This window comes from uncultured Campylobacter sp. (assembly GCF_938045405.1).
Taxonomy (GTDB): domain Bacteria; phylum Campylobacterota; class Campylobacteria; order Campylobacterales; family Campylobacteraceae; genus Campylobacter_B.
In genome coordinates, this window is sequence record NZ_CALIMW010000007.1 from 1 (window position 1) to 18,899 (window position 18,899).

At 42.1% G+C, this 18,899-nt stretch carries 9 protein-coding genes and 1 tRNA gene; 3 read left to right on the top strand and 7 right to left on the bottom strand.

Annotated features, from left to right (window positions below; all coding sequences use genetic code 11):
- The 7 genes from Q0140_RS00220 to Q0140_RS00250 all read right to left on the bottom strand — a co-directional run.
- The coding region (locus Q0140_RS00220; protein ID WP_297960346.1) for a filamentous hemagglutinin N-terminal domain-containing protein at positions 1-5,617 on the bottom strand (5,617 nt) is incomplete at its 3' end.
- 269 nt (positions 5,618-5,886) lie between these two features.
- On the bottom strand, positions 5,887-7,899 hold the full coding sequence (locus Q0140_RS00225) for a ShlB/FhaC/HecB family hemolysin secretion/activation protein (RefSeq protein WP_297960349.1): 2,013 nt from the start codon (positions 7,897-7,899) through the stop codon (positions 5,887-5,889).
- 853 nt (positions 7,900-8,752) lie between these two features.
- A tRNA-Arg gene (locus Q0140_RS00230) sits at positions 8,753-8,829 on the bottom strand.
- Between the two features lie 13 nt (positions 8,830-8,842).
- Positions 8,843-9,223, bottom strand: a complete 381-nt coding sequence (locus tag Q0140_RS00235; RefSeq protein ID WP_005869488.1) for a response regulator — start codon at positions 9,221-9,223, stop codon at positions 8,843-8,845.
- 14 nt (positions 9,224-9,237) lie between these two features.
- The gene (locus tag Q0140_RS00240; protein WP_297960352.1) at positions 9,238-13,788 is read right to left on the bottom strand and encodes an ATP-binding protein; all 4,551 of its coding nucleotides are present in this window, start codon (positions 13,786-13,788) and stop codon (positions 9,238-9,240) included.
- 165 nt (positions 13,789-13,953) lie between these two features.
- Positions 13,954-15,756 carry an excinuclease ABC subunit UvrC gene (gene uvrC, locus Q0140_RS00245; RefSeq protein ID WP_297960355.1) on the bottom strand — a complete coding sequence of 601 codons (1,803 nt, stop codon included), beginning with the start codon at positions 15,754-15,756 and terminating at the stop codon, positions 13,954-13,956.
- Complete coding sequence (locus Q0140_RS00250) at positions 15,737-16,147, bottom strand: hypothetical protein (protein ID WP_297926708.1); 411 nt, start codon at positions 16,145-16,147, stop codon at positions 15,737-15,739. The genes uvrC and Q0140_RS00250 overlap by 20 nt, the downstream gene beginning before the upstream one ends.
- A 27-nt stretch (positions 16,148-16,174) precedes the next feature.
- Between Q0140_RS00250 and Q0140_RS00255 the strand changes: the two genes are divergently transcribed.
- The 3 genes from Q0140_RS00255 to Q0140_RS00265 all read left to right on the top strand — a co-directional run.
- Entirely contained in the window at positions 16,175-16,375 is a 201-nt protein-coding gene (locus Q0140_RS00255) for a hypothetical protein (RefSeq protein WP_297883091.1), read from the top strand.
- Between the two features lie 54 nt (positions 16,376-16,429).
- Positions 16,430-17,965: a glutamine-hydrolyzing GMP synthase gene (gene guaA / locus Q0140_RS00260; protein WP_297960358.1), complete on the top strand. Its 1,536-nt coding sequence runs from the start codon at positions 16,430-16,432 to the stop codon at positions 17,963-17,965.
- On the top strand, positions 17,956-18,899 hold a 944-nt coding region (locus Q0140_RS00265), incomplete at its 3' end, for a site-specific DNA-methyltransferase (RefSeq protein ID WP_297960361.1). The genes guaA and Q0140_RS00265, both read left to right, overlap by 10 nt.

The following is an 18,899-nucleotide window of genomic DNA, read 5'->3' on the forward strand; positions in this document are numbered from 1 at the left end:
TATTGCTATCAGTTAAAATTTTAATATTCTTGCCGCTAAGATTAGAGGCTACGGAGTTACTTGATTTAGAGCTATCTTTGGAAGTGGTTCCGCTAAGCTCTGCGGAGGCTCCGACGCTAAAGCCCCAGGTAACCCAGCTAGAGGATGCAGCAGATCCTTGGGAGATGAGGACGGCGGTTTTAGAGGCTACGTTAGCCGTAGCTAGAGCGATATTTGATAGATAGTATTTCTCCTCGTCCTTTACATCCTCTATAATGTTTTGTAGGTCTTCGATATCGGAGTAGTCTATGCCTGCCTCTTTAGCCTTATAGCGGTTCTTTAACTCGACGAGCTTGTCCTGCAGAGCATTTTTCTGATCCTTATACTCCTTATATTGCTTTTTGGTCTGATTTAGCTGTTTTATCGCTTCTTGCAAGGCAATAGCCGCAGGAGCTATCTGGGCGTATTCGTTTTGAACGGTGAGGGAGAGGGAAGATTCCAGATGCTTAGAGTTAGATGAGGAGCTTGCGGTATCGGTGGAATTTATTATATTTATATTCCCATCTTTAGATATTAAGTTAAGATCCTCTTCGGCCTTTAAGTTTGAACCTATAACGCTTAGGCTATTATCTCCACTCAGCGTTATATTTTTAGCTTCCATATTAGAAGAGACGGCCTTGGTGCCGTATAGGTTCATATTGGATTTATCGTATGAGGCGGACGCTATTTTGGCTTTAAGGCTAGTATCTTTTTTAAACTCATCCAAGGATTTAGGCTTCATCTGATTTAGCGAGTCTTTCGCTTTAGTAATAGATACGGAGGTGCTTTTTTGCGAGCTTTGTTCGCTATATTCGTTAGCGGCAGCGGATATCGTTAGGTTTTTAGCGTCTATATTTATATCTCCGCCCGCTTTCATATTTGAAGTTATAAAAGCTGTAGGAGAGTTTAAGCTTATATCGCCCGCAGCTTTGATATCGGATAGTTTAGATATACCTTCTTTTACCTGCTTGCTATTATAATCCGATCTATATATCTCAGTAAAGGTCTTGCCGCCTATCTTTTCTACTCCTATAGCAGCTATAGCATTTTCCGGAGCTATGATAGATGCTGCTACCAAACCGGAATATGTTAGAACCGATATAGGGTTGAATCTTGTTCTTTTATGGGCGCTTAGCTCCTCTTTATACTCCTTGGCCGCTAGGATATTTATGGAATTTCCCGCGCCTAAGTTTAGATTGCGTCCGCTTGAAATATCCGCAGATATTAAGCTTAGATCGTTCTTTGCTCTTAAGTTTATATCTGCTGTTTCGCTAGATAGGGAGGAGCTTTGTAAATTTTGCTTATAAAGCGAGTGCATATCCATACTAGCTTTCAATCCGCCCAAAGAGGATTTGGAGCTATTTTTATAGTTTAAGGAGTTATAGCTTAGAGGCGATATATTTATATTGTTTCCCGCCTGCATATCTATGGCTTCTTTGGCTTTTAATGCAGAGCCTGCTATATTGATATCAGCTTCTTGCGAGCTAAGCATTATATTTTTAGCCCTTATGCTAGTAGGCACTACGCTTTGATTTAAAGCTTTAGTAGTAGTGCTTTTTTTAGACGCAAAGCCCTTCTCTTTAAATTCGCTCTCGTAGTAGTTGCTATCGATATCCCCACTTAGATTTATGGAGTTCTTAGCTTGCAGCAAAGCATCACCGCTGCGCGCATTAATATCCGCTCCGCTTATGGCTATACCGCCTGCTTTAATTAGGATATTATCTTTGGCGTTAAGCTTGGAGCTTGTATTCTTAACGATATCCTCTTTATAATATCCCCCTTTGCTTTTAAAGTTATAGCTTAGCTTCTCCTCCGCGCTATTTATATTTACGTCCTTTGCGGCGTTTAGGATCAAATTTGAAGCAGAGTCTATGCTTGCTCCGGTTACGGTTATATCGCGAGCCGCATTTAATGCTACGCCGCCCTCGGTAGATTTTATATTTGAGATAGTGCCTATATAGGTGCTGCTTTGATCGCCGTAGGCTCTATTTAGGTTTATCTCTTTACTTAGAGTTTTATGTACTATATCTCTGCCGGCGTTTAAGCTTACGCTGCGTCCTTGTATCAAAGAGGAAGCGTTTATTATATCATTTTTGGCCGATATGCTTAGGGCGTTCGCGGCGATGATGGAGGCGGAGTTTAAATTTGATACGCTGCCCGCTTTGAGGCTCATATTAGAGCCCGCATAGATTATCCCTTCGTTTCTAAGATCGCCGTTTACGCTTAGATCTATGCTGCCTCCTGCGTATATCAAAGAAGGTGCGGAGCTAAGTAGAGTGCCGTCATCTTCCTCCGAAGAGTTCAAGGAGGTCCTTTTTTTATCATAAAGCAAGCTTAGCTTATTGTGCATATATGAAAAATCCGGTATCAGCTCGCTATAAACGTAGAAGGTATTATAAAATTTACTGCTTATAGGCGAAAAGAGATTGTTTATATAGCTGGGCCTAATGATATCTTGCATATCCGCTTCGTTATTAAGGCTAGGCGCAAGATCGTTTTTATTGAGATTTAAAGCGTTAGGATTATTAAGTCCCTTGCCTATTAGGGAGTAATCTATTTTAGAAAAAGCTTCCTTTATAAGAGTAGGAGCGTTACCAGAGTTTATCTGCCCGTCCGAGTTTAAATTTGAAATATCGCCCGCGTAGCCTTTTATATCTTTTTTAGCTCCTATTATGGAGATAATAGCAGGCTGGGAGTAGTAGATATTCTTTTGGTCGCTATAGCCGCCGTGCATTTTGCGCTTTTTGCCTCTCCATCTATATTCCGCCTGACTTATCATGCTATGATTTAGACTTAAAGAGCGGTTGTTTAGACTCTTTACATTTAAAGATAGATCGTTATAGGCATAAATTACGCTCTTATCGTTATTTAGCTCATCTATGTTAAGGTTGCTATCCTCTGCGGAGATTATGTTTGAGCCCATAAATTTACTTAGGCTATCTTCAGTTATATACTCTTTATTGATGCTGTAGCTTATCTGCCTTAATCTCTCCTTCTTATGAGGCTTGCTTCTTCTTATGCCGAAGAGATTATCTTTTAAGCTTAACGTTATAGCGTCATATAGCCTAGTATCCTCCCCCGGAAGCCTGGTGTTTTTATATAAGCTTAATACGTATAGATTCATATCCTGCTCGCTAAGCTCCTCCATGATCTTAGCGTTTAACTCGTCCTGGCTAATATTAGGATCTTGCTTAAGGATGCGCTCTTTTATCTCGGCCGCATTGACCTTTAAAGGGATAGCTACGCCGCTGCAACCCCAACCATCCCCATTGCAGGTAAAATCTATATTATAACCGGTGCTTTGAACCCTCTTTACGGGCTCGCTAACCGAGCGGTTGTTTAGCTTTTTAGCGCCGATATTAAGAGTGCCCCTTGCATATATCAAAGAGGAGGCGTTAGCTATCTCGTCAGCCTTGCCCTCCCCGCCTCTTTCATTAAAAATATTTAAATTTCTTTGAGAGATGATGTTGGATAGCGCTTCATTGCTAAGAAAGCTCGTATTTATAACTATATCCCCTCCGCTAAGTATATTGGACGCGTCTTGATTAAAGATATTTTTAGCGTTTACAGCCATACCGTTTTGCGCATAGATGAGAGCTTTTTTGTTGATTAGGCTTTCAGAGTTTGTTATCAGCTCGTCCCCTGCGATTAAAGAGCCTAAATTTAAAATTTGCTCCTTTGCTTTTAAAGCCAAATTTCCAAGCGCCGCTATGATGCTTTCGTTTTTGATACCCTTTGCGTTTATAATCAGATCTTTATTGGAGATCAGCCTTTGCAAGGCGATGAAGCTTCCCTGTAAGTTCAAGTATATATCGCCGCTTGCGTAGATCCCTCCGTTATAGCTCAAATCCTCCTTTAGCCCCAGATATAAACTGCCGTCCGAGTTTAGCTTACCTAAAGCGCTAAGACTATCTAAGCTTAAGGCAAGATCCCCTTTGGAGCTTATAAGTCCCTCTTCGTTATTAAGAGCGCCTTTGTTTATGATTAAATTTCCTCCGCTTAAGATAGAGCCCTTGGAATTATCTATGCTGTCGTAGCCTAAAAGAACGCCTCCTAGGGAGATGATCTTTGAGCTTTCGTTGCGTAGATTGTTGCCGCGCAAGCTTAAGCCCTCTTGCACTATAAAGGTAGAATCCGCGAGGTTATAAAAATTTGGAATTTCAGAATCCAGCGCCCTTAATACCATCAAGCTGTTATCGTTTAAAAGGCTATCTTTTATATCCAAATAGCTTTCGTTTGAAAGTATCGCTCCGCCTATATTTGATATGTGCTCCGCGCTTATTACGCTAAGCTCGTTTTTGGAGGGAGGAATAACTCCCGCTTTGGAAGGGTCTTTGGCTTCGTCCAAGCCCAGCTCATTTAGCCTTTCGCTCTTAGCTGCTCCTATTACGGCTCTATCTTTGTTGCTTAGGCTTCTAGCCTCTATCTTTAAGGCAGAATTTGAGCTTATGGTGCCTTTTATATTATCTAGCCTATCCGCTTTTAGCTTTAGAGTATTAGCCTGTATATTTCCTCTGTTTTCTACCGAGGAGGCTTTTATACCCAGATTGGAGGCTGAAATTTTAGAGCCCTTTTGGTTGGAGATGGTCTTTGAGCTGATTTGGGTCTGTCCGTTGGAACCCAGCTTTCCTTCATTTATCAGATCTCCGTTAGCGTCTATCTTTAAAGAGCTGTCCGCCAAGATAGCCCCTTTATTATTGATGCCCGCTCCATCTTTAGTAGATATTATATTTATCTTACCCGCGTACATTCCCCCTAAAGCCGAGGAGTCTATGGATACACCCCTAGGATGCGATCCCCCTCCTTGCTCGATTTTTAGATTATCCTGCCTCAATCCGGAGTTTGTATTTTTTAAAGATACCTTACCATCCGTCGCTACTACGTTTATCTCGTTTGCGTAAATTTTACCCTCCAGCTTTAGGCTATTAGATATTACGTTTAGATAATCTCCGTTATCGTTTAGGCCATTCGCTCCTATATTTATAGAACCGTCTTTACTTATATTTAGGGATTTAAGATGTCCGTTTTCATAGGTGGGCGTGGCGGTGCTTAACGTAGTGGAGGAGGAATTTATTATGGTAGCGCCGTTTACGTTGATGCCGCTAGGATTAGCGATGATAAGATCGGCTTTTCTGCCCGCTATCTCAATATTACCCTGTAAATTTGAAGGAAGAGGCGAGTTTACCTGATTGATTATAAGCTTGGCTTCGCCGCGATTGAGTCTCGGATTTGGTGGTATGTAGCCCGCCGTTTTACTTATGGCTCCGCCTTGAGAGTTATTAAATACCGTACCCTCTTTAGGGGTATTAAATTTAGAGTATTCGTTGATAGAAACCCCTCTATCGTTAGGAGAGGCTATATCTATCTGAGTAGCGGGAGCATTCGGAGTTTGAGATACCGAGGCTCTATGATTTACGAGAGCGGAGCTATCGGGGATAATCTCGCAATATGAAAAACAGGGAGCTAACAAGCTAAGAAGCAAAAGAGCGGCAAGGCGCTTGCTTACTTGGGTAAAGACGCCGAAATATCCTTTTGTATCAGTAGAAGCGCCAAGTCGCTCCGAGCCATTAAAGATAGAATTTAAACATAAAATTTGCATACTTATAACCTCCGATTGCGATGGTTTTATATCTTAAATTTCTTGAATACTTTCTTAAAAAAATAGTAAATTTCAAATATTTTATTTAAAATTTGTTTGAATTTGTTTTAGGACTCGATTTAGGCGCAGGACTGCTATTTCTCGGCTCTTGGTATAGTATATCTGTGCTAAAAATAGTTAGCTAAATTTAAAGTGTTATATCGTATTCGTTTATATTAAACGCCGCAAGAAGCGCCGATAAAATTTCACTAAATTTTTAAACGATAAATTTAAAAGTCGTAGCTTAAAGAGAAATTTAAAGCGGGACTATCCGTTTTAAAATTTTCCGGTTTGCTGATAGGAAATGCCGCCAAAAGATCATAGCCAAAAGAGCCTGAAATATTTCCTCTAAGGCCTACGCCTCCTCCGCTAAGCATTTCGCCCTCTGCTGGATAATCTTTTCCCTTAGAGCTAAGCTTGCCGACATCAAAGGCTAGGTAAACGCCGTTATTTTTAAAATACTTATATTCCAAGGTATTTCTTATATAAAAGCCGCTATCTCCAAGCAGGCTCATCTGCCCGTCAAATCCTCTAACGCTATAGTATCCGCCGATATTTAGCCTATCTATAGGGCTAAGATGGGTGCTGGCTCTTCTTGCGTAAAGTTCCAACTCGTAGCTTAAAGGGATAGCGGAGGATCTGGTTTTAAAATTTAACGCAGCGTTTATCAAATGATACCTTGAGCTTCCGCCGCCGAAGTCTTCATCGGGCGCCATTAGAGCGTTAAACGCTCCCGTGGATTTTAAGTACGAAAGCATCATCTCTACCGAAGAGTTATCAAAGAATACCTTGGATTTTAGCCCCGCCTCATAGCCACCTTCACGCTTTCTTTGGTTGCTAAGCTCATAATCTTGTATATAGTTTTTATACCTTTTTTGCCAAATTCTAAAAAACAGAGAATTTTTGGAGTTTTGATTTCTAAAATATACGTAGTTAAGATCCAAATTTCTTCTAACGCTGCTTCCGCTATAGGTATAAAGCTCATAAGTTCCGGGCACTATTTGATCGTAGGTGTATCTGTTCTGCCAAAAGGATAGAGAAAAGTATCCAAAAGGTATACTAAAGCCCGCATAATAGTTAGCCGATCTTCCGCTTTTGCTATCATCTCCTAAAGATTTTTTATCTCCTCTTAAAAAATTCCTACCGTAAGAAGCAAATACGCTCTCGTTTAATCCAAGCAAATTTAAGCCGTAAAGCATAACCGTACTTTGGTATTTGCCGCTAGATTTGGAGCCCAGATTATCCGCGCTTAGTCTAAGCAGCAGAGGCAAGCTTTGCTGTTTAGAAATATTGATATCGGAGTAGCCCTGCTTTGCGGAAGGGCTTAAGCTTATCTCCGCCTCGCTTCTTGAAGCGGCATTGAAATTTTCCATAGCCTGCTCCAGATCTCTTAAGTTTAAAATCTCTCCCCTCTTATCGCCGCCGAATGCGGTAAAGATGCTTCTTCTGTTCTTGGCTTCAGAGCCGGGCTCAAGTGAGATTTCGCCTATACGTCCGGGATACAGAGCTAAAAGAAGGGTGCCCGAGGAGATGTTTTGCTGGGGGATGGAAACGGAGGTAGTAATAAAGCCTGCGGATATGATTTTATTGTTATACGCTCTTGCCAGAGCTAAAATTTCATCGCTTCCCAAACAGTCGCCGCTTTTAAATTTAAGCTCTTTTAGGGTTGAGTTTAAAATTCTTTCAAACCTCAGCGGAACTGAATGATCGGAATTCGAGGTAGGACCAATGGACTTAGCGGGAGTTTTTACTTTCGCGCGCCCCAAGTTTTCATCATTCGGCTTAAAGGTAAGAGCACCCGAGCCGGCACCACCTTTAGGGTTGACGGCTGGAGTTTTTAGATCATCTTCGTTTTTAGATTTGTAATCAGCTTTGTTAAATTTAGAATCCATGCTACTTTTCTGCTCATCTTGCACTTCTGCGTTAATCAGTTTGATCTCATAAATTTTAAAGCAAATTCCTGCTTTCTTGGGCTCTGCGGTTGCGCTTGAAGCGGAAGATTGCTCGCTGCGTATCGTTATAAAGGGATCCTCTACGCCTTGTCTAATTGATCTTATTCTTTGCTCTTCGGAATTTATGGCGCCAGAAATATCGGCAGGGGTAGCCATAATCGCTTTAGGAGCTAAGCTTAAACCTATAAAGATAGAAGCTAGAATAAGCTTAAGCTTGACGCCGCGGGGTTGCAAAGTGGCTCCTTTAAATTTACTATCGTCGAGATAGAATAATGGTTTTTGATCAAACATCAATTGCACCTATTTTTTACGATCGGAATATTGCCACAAAAGAAAACCTTATAGCTTGAGCATGACAAAAGTGTCTATTGACTATATTCGCTTTTTATAAGCCTTAATCTTCCGCTAGGGGCTATCAATTAAAATTGGTAATAATACATTAATTTTTTAAATTTTCTGGCAAGGTTTCTTGGATTTTAGTCTAATTGAGATTTTAAATTTTATTATGCCCAGAATCTCGATCGTTTTGTAAAAATCCTCCATGCGAAACGCAATCCGAAAAATGAACGCTTATCCCCTCATAATCCCCTACCTCTCATACCCCAAAACATCCGCAATATTAAATTCTACTATTCTCTATCACCAAGTCTTTTTCTCTAAGAAACGATGAGGCTTCTGAAAAAATAATAGAGCCTCGTGAGAACAACGAGACTTCAAATAAAGCAATGAAACTCCCTGCTATTTTTTTATTCCCCCGTTATAATAGACCGGTAATCTTTAAATTTATCATAAAGGAGCAGATATGCATTACGAAAATTTTAAAAGCAAAGCACAAAAAAGTGGATAATGTAACTAGATAACTTTATCGGGGATCTGTTTTAAAAACCGGATCGTCTTTAATTTTAGAAAAAACCTTCATAACCGCTTATCCTTTAAAATTTCATATATTTTCATAGGAGAGATTATAAAAGTTTTCAAAGAGTTTAGAGCTAATATACATTTTTAATATATAGTAGTTTCTCTTAAACTACCTGTATAATCTAGCGTTTTTAGTATTTGAAATTTTTTTGAAAAAATTTACAAAAGCCGTAAACAGGGCATTTAAAAAAATCAAAAAACTAAAAATAGGGGGAAATTTGATAGATGGTGTCCCCGACAGGATTCGAACCTGTGGCCTCAAAATTAGGAATTTTGCGCTCTATCCTACTGAGCTACGAGGACAGAAATCGGCAATTTAATCGCCGATAATATTCATAACGTCGTCTAGTTTTTTGTGAAGATCTTTGTCGTTGATAGGCTTTGTCATAAAGTCATAAGCACCCTTATTTAAAGCCTCTCGTTTAGCGGTCTCGTCCGTCGTAAGGACAATGACGGGGATATGAGCTATACTTTCTCTAGCGTGAAGATTATCTAAAAATTCCAGCCCATTCATCACAGGCATTACGATGTCTAATAAAATCAAATCAACGGGCTGAACTTCGAGTACGGCAAGGGCGTCCAAGCCGTTTTTGGCTTGGAGTATGGTTTGGAATTTGCCGTATTTTTTTAGCATAACTTCAAGTAGCTTTAAATTTATAGCGTCGTCATCAACCGTTAAAACTTTCAAATCTCTCATTTAAGACCTCATCCTTATATATATTTTTGTGCGAGTTTCTCAAGACCCGACTTGGTGATATTGTAACTAGCGACTTCGCTAAATAGTGGATTTTCATCGTTGTCGTTAGAAAACATAACTAACTTGGTCGCAGATGCTTTTCGGCGTAAGCTCTCTAACGCCGCTAAGTCTAGTCCTGCTAGCTTTTTATCAATCAAAACAAGCTTATAGCTGCCCGTAGCCGCCATAGAAATAAGCTGGTCGAAATTGCCCGCAATTTCTACGTCTTTATACTGGTGTTTTAATATGCTGGCAAAAATTTTACTTTCCATAATGTTTGCCTTACATATAAGTATATCTTTTGTCGGCACGCGCGCACCCTTAGCTCTCACTGCGTCATCGGAAACTATGCTTTTTTTAGGAACCAGCTTCATTATCGTCTTTGGCACTTTGACAGTTTTAATGACCGTCTTAGGTACCTGACGTTTTACAAGCTTTTTAACCAGCTTCTTTGTAGTTCCACCGGCAGGCGCTGCATCAGATCGTTTATCACCGATAAAATTATCTAGCATTTGGGCTAAGATATCCTTTTTGATCGGCTTGGTGCAGTATTCGTCAAGCCCTGCTGCCATAAATTTCTCTCTATCGCCCTTTAGTGCATTGGCAGTAACAGCCACGATCGGGATGTGGCGGAGATTATTCTCGTGCTCGTATTGTTTGATCTGTTTTGTAGATTCGATACCGTCCATAACAGGCATCGAAATATCCATAAATATGAGATCATAGTCGTTATTGGCTTTTCTGGCTTCCAGCGCCAAAAGTCCGTTTTCGACTATCGTCAAATTCATATTAAAGCTATTTAACGTATGCTTCATAAGCTTTTGATTGATCTCATTATCCTCCGCAATAAGGATTTTGGCGTTATATTTTCTATTGACCAAAGGTACATTTTCATCGGCAGGATTTCGCTCTACCGGCACTTCAACCTCTTCTTCGACTTCGACATCCTCTTCGACCATAATGGTTTCTTCCTGTTGCTCGTCTTCGTATACGGTAACGGGCACCTCGACCATCTCCTCTTCCTCAGGCTGCGGGATAACTACCGGTTCGACTTTTACGCTAACAGGCTCGATCTCAGGCTCTTCGACATGGTCGTTTTGAGTAGCAGGCTCCACCTTCGGAATATCTACAAGCTCTGGCTCAATATTCGGCTCTTCGGCAGGAATATTTTGAGCCGCTGGTTCTACTACTGGCGTTATCGATTCAAACTCGATATTTGAAGGCTCCTGTTTAACCTCTTCAAGTTTTGGCTTGATAGGTTTTAGTTCAGGCTCAATTGTTATCGGCTCTGGCTCAACAGCGATAGGTTCTGGCTCAATTATCTTTTCAGCTGTACTTTCAGGTTCTGAAAGTTTAACATTTGAAATTTCATTTTCATGAGCAGAAACACTTGAAGTATCAGGCTTCGAAGCTTTAGCGATAGGAATTTCAGGCTCGGTTTTAACGGCTACCGGAATTTCTTCTTCTACGCTTGGAATTTCAACCTTTTTGGCAGGCTCTTGCACCTTAGCGCTCGGTTTGATATCCGAAAGATCGATATCTATATCAGGAATTTCAATCTCAGCCTTAGGCGTCTCAACCTTAGCCTTTGGAATTTCTACTTTCGCAGGCTCAGTCTTTACTTCTTCCTCTTTTTTGATCTTAGGAAGCTCTATTTCGATATCGGAAAGATCGATGCTAGGAGTTTCGGCTTTAGGAGCCTGGGTCTGCGCCGCATGTGTTTTGAGCCCCACAAAATCATCAGGAATTTCCAAAGATATAGGCTCATCGATATCGGTTTGGGCATCCTTTGTGCTTGAAGGCTCTACTTTTGGCTTTTCTGCGTGTGGAATTACTATTTCAGGAATATCAATATCGATCTTTGGCGATTCAGGCTCTGTCTTTTCAATCTTAATATCACTCATAGGCTCGATATCTATAGGCTTAATGAGCGGCTCTTCTGCTTTAGGAGCTTCTTTTTTGAGTTCTTGAGCAATACTAGGCTTACTAACAGCCTCCTCTTTATGCGCAGAATGAGCCTCGGCATCGTGTGTACGCCTTCTGCTTTGCAAGATAGCGCGTAGCTCGTCTGCCGACGAAGTAGTAGCATGTCGTAATTCATCGAGCTTATTGATGATAGGTCTTTCTTTTACTACCGGCTCTTCCATAATCATTTCATCAGAGACAATAGGCTTTTCTACCTCGGCATCCAGCTTAATCTCATGCGTCTGTGGAGCAAAATCCGATCTACTTAGAGCAATTCCGGATTTTGAAATTTTATCTAGCGTCTTAACGAATTTAGTTAAGTTAAAAGGCTCTGTGAGGGTAAAAATTTTAGAATTTGAAATACTAATACTTTGAAGCTCTTTTGGCTTAAGAGTTAAGATCGTAGGCATACTCAATATATCGCTAACCTCGCCGTAATTCTTAAATCTAGTGATAAGCGCGTCATATTTGTTATTATTTTGCGCTGAGCGGAACTGCGCGTTCGTATTAAATATCGAAATTTTACCGCCTAGCTTGCTGATATAGTTTTTAACGATATCATTATACATCGTATCGGCGCTATCAGCTAAAAGCGCGAAATTTAATCCTTTGATGCTTTCAAATACTGCGTCTGCATCAGTCTTTTGAGTCTCTTTAAAAGCAAGGGTGAAGTAAAATCTAGTACCCTTTCCTACGGTAGATTTGACCTGAAGCTTGCCGCCCATCATCGCTACGTATTTCGACGAAATCGTAAGTCCAAGACCCGTTCCACCATATTTACGTGTGATCGTAGAGTCGGCCTGAGAGAAGGCGTTAAATACATTTGCGAGCTTATCTTCAGAAATTCCAATGCCGGTATCTTCTACGCTAAACGTTACGATCGCCTCTCCTGGAGCTTTGCTAGGCTCCCTTAAAATTTCAACTACGATAGTGCCATGCTCAGGCGTAAATTTGACAGCATTTGACATGAGGTTGATAAGAACCTCTTTGATCTTCGTGATGTCTCCGTATAGATGGTGTACGAGTGTAGGATCGATGTAGAGCAGGATGTCGATATTCTTTTCGGCAGCCTTGGCAACGTAAATTTCAACCGCGCTTTCGAAATCTTGAATAGGGTTAAATAAGATATCCTCAAGCTCGACCTTATTACTTTCGATCTTGGAGACATCCAAAATGTTATTAATGATCGTTAGAAGGTTTTCGGACGATTTTTCGATGGTATCAACGTAATCGCGCTTCTCCTCATCCAAATCGGTATTTTTAAGAAGCTCCGTAAAGCCGATGATGCCGTTAAGCGGCGTCCTGATCTCGTGAGACATATTGGCTAAAAAGATCGATTTTGCCTTGTTGGCATCCTCCGCAGCGCCCTTTTGATACGCAATCAGATCAAGCGCATCCTCGATAAGCGAATACGCCTTGTTAACACCCTCACTAGTCCTAACGTCGATATGCTCGTGCTGGTTCGTCAAATCGCCGATTCGGCTAAGCACGTTGCCGAGGTCGGTAACGTTCTGTCTTAAACGTCTTGTAATACCCAAGGCAAAAACGACCAAAATAGCCGCTAAAACCCATATGCCAAGAGCGATAAATAGGTTTCTTAGCCTTTGCGCTAGGTAAGTATCGGCATGCGTCGCAAGCTCAGCATTGATCTTTTCAGAAATTTCGCTTAACTTTTTATATTTAAGTGTAGTAGAGGCAAACCACTCTTGAAAAGGCACGCTATAGTGTCCCTCGTCCGCTTCTTGCTGTAATGTGGCTGAAATTTTAGCAGTCTCTCTTAATGCGTTTTGAAATTCCTCTCCGTCTAGAATTTTTAAAATTGCAGCTCTAGCATCCGATTCCGGCAAGAAGTAGTAATTAGGAAGCGAACTAGATAGGTTGAAGCTAGCCCAAGTCCTTAGCTGTGCCTGATTCATAGCCTTGCTACCGATGATGTATTCGATAATATAGTCGCGCTCCGATGCGGTGGCATCCATCGCCTCATAAGTATTAAGCAACGAAACCGTCCAAACGGTGATATTTGAGCTTACAAGACCCTCTCTTAGCACTCGTTGGATTGTTTTTACATCATCGTCGAATTTTTGAAAATATGAGCTGAAAAGCTCACCGAAGCTTTTGCTTTGAGCATCGACATCCCTTCTTACCTGCGGAAGTTTATCTAATAAACCGTCTATATCGGCCTCGGCAGCCAAAAGCTCGTCGTTACCGGTGCCGTAAGCGAAAATATCAAAAATAGTCTTTTTTACGACATTTTCACTGGTATTTTTGCTTTCTTTATACTTTGCAAGCGCATCGTCTGTTTTTTTACGTTGACCCGATAGAAGGGTTCCCATACCAGGGTTTCCCTCGCTACCCAAAAACGCCGAAGTGATACCGCGCTCTTTATCTACCTGCTCTACTAACGCTGCGAGATTGCTATTTTTAGCAATCTGCTGCTGCAAAATTCCCACTCTGGCGTAATCCTGCAAAGAGATAAACAAGAAATATGATGCAAACGCGAAAATCAAAAGTAACGGGATACCGCTAACAAGTCTCAAAGCACTTGTAGTATTTAAATTCATACAAAATCCTTCAAAGCGCAGCTTACGCGACGTTAAATTTTATTCAACCGGAGAAACGAAGTCGCTTCCGTCACGCTAGGCGGAGACGATTTAGCCGTCCTGCAAAGTTAATGGGTGATTTTACTAAACAAATCTTTAAATATAGCTTTTTGCGTTAGGTTTTCGTTAATGATTGTTTAAAATTTTTTCGGCGGTTTGGATATTCGTAAGCGATCTGATCTCATCGAAGCTCGCCGCATAAATGCTCTCAAAATCGCCGTAAAAGTCCAAAAGCTTCTTCAGGCTTCCCTTGCTAACGCCCAAGCTTAGCAGTTTTGAGCTTTGCAGATCGAGTTTGCGTTTGCTCTTTTGGTGAAACGAGATCGCAAAGCGGTGCGCCTCATCGCGCAGGCGTTGAAAAAACTGAAACTTTTTATCGTCCGTCGGCAGCGAAAAGATCCTGTCCTTAGTGCAAATTTTATCTTTCGCAGCTCCCTTTGCGCGGTGAGCTTTAGCGTCAATTTTCTCTTTAGAGATAGCGATTATATCGACGTTTGCTCCGACGCTGCAAATTATTTCCTCTGCTAAGCTTAACAGAGCCGTTCCGCCGTCGATGAGCCACAGATCGGGCGCTGCAAGCTCGTCAAATTTAAGCGCGCGGCTAGTTAGATACTCGCGCATCTGATCGTAGTCGTTGTTTGAGCTAAGGTGCTTGTGGCGGTAGTTTTGCTTATTAAATTCGCCGTCTTGAAAGCTTATCATAGCCCCCACGGCCGCGGCGCCGAACATATGCGAATTGTCGAAAACCTCGATATTTACGGGCAAATTCGTAAGATCAAAATAATCCTTCAGCTCCTGCAAAAATGCGTAATCGTGCGTTTTTAGATGCTTTTTGATATTGATCTCGCAGTTTTGATATGCAATCTCGCAAATTTTACGCTTCTCGCCGATTTTCGGCGCGTAAATTTTAAAGGCTCTTTCGTGCCGCTTGGATAAAATTTCGCATACCAGATCCGCATCGTCAAACTCGTCGTAAACGTAAATTTTAGCGCACGCCACGGGAGCCGCGGCCGGGAAGGCGCTTAAGATCATCTGCTTGTAGGCGTTTGCGATATCATCGGCGCTCGGGGCTTTGCAGTTGATTATGTGCGAGCTTGAGGCTGAAATTTTACCCTCGCGTATGCTAAAATGCACGGCACAGACGAGCCCGTCGCGTGCGGCAATCGCAAAGACCTCGAAATCATCGAGCTTTGCCAGATCGACCTCGACCTTTACGTTCATCTGCTTTAAAATTTCAATCTTATCGCGGATCTGCGCGGCTTCCTCGAAATTTTCGCTCTGCGCAAGCCGCGCCATCCAATCCTGAAGCTGCGGCACCATCTTTTGCGGATTTTTTAGAGCCGCAAGCGCGCTCTGTACGATACGTGCATAATCCTGCTTTGAAATTTTATCCTCGCACGGAGCGGCGCAGCGCCCGATCTGATGGAACAAACAGGCCTTTTTGCCCTTGACGCAATTTTTCTTCTGCACGAGCGGAAACTGCATGTAAAGCGTCTGTAAAATTTCCTTTGCGCCGTGAAAATAGGGGCCGAAGTATCTGATGTTTCTGCCCTTTACGATCTTTCGCGTAATCTCAAAGCGCGGAAAGTCGTCGTCTAAATTTACATATATATAAGGATAGGTCTTATCGTCGCGCAACAGGATGTTGTACTTGGGCTTAAGCTGCTTGATGAAGGAATTTTCTAGTATCAGCGCGTCGCTCTCGCTGGGCGTGACGATGTATTCTAAATGCGCCGCCTCGCTTATCATCTTGGCGATGCGCGCGCTTAGGCGCGGACTCGGAGCGAGAGCGGGCGTGAAAGAAAAGTAGCTTTTGACGCGATTTTTTAAAATTTTTGCCTTGCCGACGTATAGCAGCTTGCCCGCGGTGTCAAAGTATTGATACACGCCGGGTGCGGCAGGTAGGCTCTTAATCTCCTCTATTAGCAAGGATCAGCCCTCTTATCTCTTCAAAAATTTTATAAATTTGCGGATCTTGGATTTTGTTTTTAAACTCCCCTTTTGCACGCTCTGAAGATAAAATTTCGCTGCTTCGGCGCAAATGAGCTTTATAAATTTGCGCCCTTCTTCTGCTCATCACTCTATCTGCTACGAAAAATTTTATCTCTCGCACGCCGCAAAGCTCCGCCGTCTCTCTAGCGGCTACGAAGCGCTTTAATACGTCTTTTATTAAATTTATATTACTATCGCGTTTTAGTTCGCAAAGCCCAGCCGGGTGTTTCGCGGCTATCATCAAAATGCCATCTTTGACGTAGATGAAAGCGATCAGCCTTTGCCAACTAAGCGGCAAAATCGCTAAAAACTCGCCTCTTTCTCGCATCTTGGCATATAAAGGATTTTTTCTGATATGAGCGATTATTTCTCTTGCATTTTCCATAGACGGATTTTAGCATTTTTTATCTTAGTTTTGCTTAGCGGCTGCGGATACAAAGCACCGCCATTTTACTCGGACGCAGATGAGCAAACCGTGAATGCAAAGGCATCCGCCGCGGATGGCAACAAAACAAACGACACGAAAGGTGGCGTTAGAATTTTACGCGATAAATAGCCTACTTTTAGCTTTGCTTTGTTATACTTTTAAAAATTTTTACAAAGGAATTTCATGCAAACGGCAGACATTTTAGTGCTGGACTTCGGCTCCCAATACACCCAGCTGATCGCTAGGCGCTTGCGCGAACAAGGCGTTTACACCGAGCTGATCGCATACGACGCACCGATCGATAAGATAAAAGCAAAAAACCCTAAAGGTCTTATTTTAAGTGGCGGACCCGCTAGCGTTTACGCCAAGGATGCGTATTTTTGCGACGATAGAATTTTTGAGCTTGGAATTCCAATTTTAGGTATCTGCTACGGCATGCAGCTCATCGCGCATAAATTTGGCGCCAGCGTCGTGCCTGCGGGTAAAAAAGAGTATGGCAAGGCTTCTTTGAAACTGCTTCGCGCTAGCAGGCTATTTGGCGGCGTGGAGGATAACTCTACTGTCTGGATGAGCCACTCGGACAAGGTCGAGAGCCTGCCGGAGGGCTTTGAGGTGATGGCAAGCTCGGATGAGAGTGAGTGGTGCGTATTCGGCGACGAAATACGTAAAATTTACGCGCTGCAATTTCACCCGGAGGTCTGCCACAGCGAGTTCGGCGATAGAATTTTAAAAAATTTTGCCAAAGAGATCTGCGGAATAACCAGCACTTGGAATATGGGTAGCTTCGCCAAAGAGCAGATGATCAAAATAAAAGAGCGCGTAGGCAGCGCCAAAGTGCTTTGCGCAGTAAGCGGCGGCGTGGATAGCTCGGTCGTAGCGGCGCTTTTGGCGCATGCGGTGCCGCAGAGCCTGATAGCGGTTTTCGTCGATAACGGACTACTCCGCACCGGCGAGCGAAAGGCGGTAGAGGAGATGTTTAGGCTCAAACTCGGCGTGAGCTTAGACGTAGTCGATGCTAGCGAGCTGTTTTTAAGCAGGCTGAAAGGGGTGGTCGATCCCGAGCAAAAACGCAAAATCATCGGCGCGACCTTCATCGAGGTTTTCAGCAAAGAAGCGGCAAAATACAAAAACGTAAAATTTCTAGCCCAGGGCACGCTCTATACCGACATCATCGAAAGCTCGGTCGCAGGCTCAAGCAAAACGATCAAAAGCCATCACAACGTAGGCGGCCTGCCTAAGGATATGAAATTTGAACTGATCGAGCCTCTGCGCGAAATTTTTAAAGACGAAGTGCGCCAACTGGGGCTTGAACTAGGTCTTTCGCGCGAAGTCGTTTTCCGCCATCCATTCCCTGGCCCGGGTCTTGCGATCCGCATAATGGGCGAGGTAAATACGCCGAGCCTCGAGCTACTGCGCAAAGCCGACGTGATCCTGCGCGACGAGCTAAAATCAAGCGGCTGGTACAACAAAACGTGGCAGGCGTTTTGCGTGCTGCTAAACGTGCACTCCGTGGGAGTCATGGGCGATAACCGCACCTATGAAAACGCCGTGTGCGTGCGCGTAGTGGACGCTAGCGACGGCATGACGGCTAGCTTCTCGCGCTTGCCGTACGATCTGCTAGAAAATGTCTCTCGCCGCATCATAAACGAAGTAGACGGCATCAACCGCGTAGTTTACGACATCTCGAGCAAACCGCCTGCGACGATAGAGTGGGAGTAAATTATTTTTTAGTATTTACAAACATGAATAAAATTAAAATTAGTGAGAAATTTAATATTAACAATGAGGTAACGGTTTTTAATGGTGATTGTTTAAAGCTGTTGCAAAAAATACCTAATGAATTTTGTGACTTAATTATTACTTCTCCACCATACTGTATGGGAAAGGCCTATGAAAATATTCACGATGATATTGAAACATTTAAAAACCAGCAGATAACAATTTTTAATGATATTTATCGTGTATTAAAAGTCGGTGGTAGTTTGTGCTGGCAAATTGGGTATCATGTAACTAAATTTGAGCTTATCCCATTAGATTTTTATATTTATCAAATCTTTGTAGAAAATAGTAAAAAATGCAAACATCCGCTAGTTTTAAGAAATAGAATAATTTGGACATTTGGACACGGTCTAAATAGTTCAAGACGTTTTAGCGGGAGACATGAGACTATATTGTGGTTTACGAAAGGAAAAGAGTATAGTTTTAATTTAGATTGTATTCGTATTCCACAAAAATATCCAGGAAAACGTTACTATAAAGGAAAAAATAAGGGAAAATTTAGTGGAAATCCATTAGGCAAAAATCCATCTGATGTTTGGGATATACCTAATGTCAAGGCTAATCATGTTGAAAAGACTGAGCATCCTTGTCAGTTTCCAATAGCAATACCACAAAGACTAATTAAGGCGTTAACTCCAACAAATGGAATAGTATTTGACCCTTTTATGGGCTCTGGAACTTCAGGGGTAGCTTCCATATTGGAAAATAGAAAATTTATAGGGTCTGAAATACAAAAAGAATATTTTAATATTGCTAAAAATCGTATTAAAGATGCTATCAATGGAGTGGCTAAAGTTAGAGAGGATGTCCCTGTAATGAAACCAGATAAAAATAGTTTGGTTGCCAAGTTGCCGGAGGAATTTAGTATAATCAG

Coding starts and splice junctions, on each gene's coding strand:
- Q0140_RS00250 (WP_297926708.1), bottom strand. CDS start 16,147: ATGCGAGAAAGAGGCGAGTTTTTAGCGATTTTGCCGCTTAGTTGGCAA.
- Q0140_RS00255 (WP_297883091.1), top strand. CDS start 16,175: ATGAGCGATTATTTCTCTTGCATTTTCCATAGACGGATTTTAGCATTT.
- guaA (WP_297960358.1), top strand. CDS start 16,430: ATGCAAACGGCAGACATTTTAGTGCTGGACTTCGGCTCCCAATACACC.
- Q0140_RS00240 (WP_297960352.1), bottom strand. CDS start 13,788: ATGAATTTAAATACTACAAGTGCTTTGAGACTTGTTAGCGGTATCCCG.
- Q0140_RS00225 (WP_297960349.1), bottom strand. CDS start 7,899: ATGTTTGATCAAAAACCATTATTCTATCTCGACGATAGTAAATTTAAA.
- Q0140_RS00235 (WP_005869488.1), bottom strand. CDS start 9,223: ATGAGAGATTTGAAAGTTTTAACGGTTGATGACGACGCTATAAATTTA.